Source organism: Streptomyces chiangmaiensis, from assembly GCF_036281785.1.
Lineage (GTDB): Bacteria > Actinomycetota > Actinomycetes > Streptomycetales > Streptomycetaceae > Streptomyces > Streptomyces chiangmaiensis.
Genome location: NZ_JAYWVC010000720.1, coordinates 1 through 618, shown reverse-complemented (window position 1 = coordinate 618; position 618 = coordinate 1). Strand labels below are relative to the sequence as shown.

1 protein-coding gene is annotated in these 618 nt (G+C 68.8%); it reads right to left on the bottom strand.

The features are described 5' to 3' along the window. A partial coding sequence (locus VXC91_RS47535; RefSeq protein WP_456243104.1) for an ISAzo13-like element transposase-related protein occupies window positions 1–618 on the bottom strand: 618 nt, incomplete at both ends.

The following is a 618-nucleotide window of genomic DNA, read 5'->3' as shown; positions in this document are numbered from 1 at the left end:
ACGCCGAACAGCTCGGCCAGGTCGGCCTGAGGCAGCCCGAGGCGATCGTGGAGGAACGCGGCGAGGAGCCGATCGACCAGCGTGAGCGTGGGCGGTCGTCCGGTGTCGGCGGCTCGCGCGTTCTTGCGGTCACGGCCCCGGCGGTGCTGAAGTGCGGCTTCGCGCTGGTCTTCGTGCAGTGCCCCGAAGGCCCGAACCAGAGCGGCCCACTCGGCGGGTTCCAGGCCGGTCACCAGCGGGTGGCACAGCCAGGCGTGCTCGGGACTGGCTTGGCCGAACGACTTCTTCAGCGGGGTGGCGACCTGCGCGAAGCCCTGGGGCAGCACGGTGTAGTTCCAGTCACCGTGCCAGTCGTGGCCGCGCAGGGGCAGAGCCTGCAGTTGGACGTCACTGACGTGCACGCCGGTGGGGTAGGCGCCGGTGTCCAGTTCGGCCCGCACCTTCAGTCCGGTGCGCGTGGTGGTCGCGGCGATGCTGTTCACCACGACCTCGTGGCTGGTCAGCGGACGGCTGCGCCAGTTCATGGTGATGTGCGAGAACAGGCGGTGCTCGATCCGGTTCCACTGTGCGTCCAGAAGCCTGGAGGTCGATCGTGTTAGGTGATTGATCGTCAGTCGC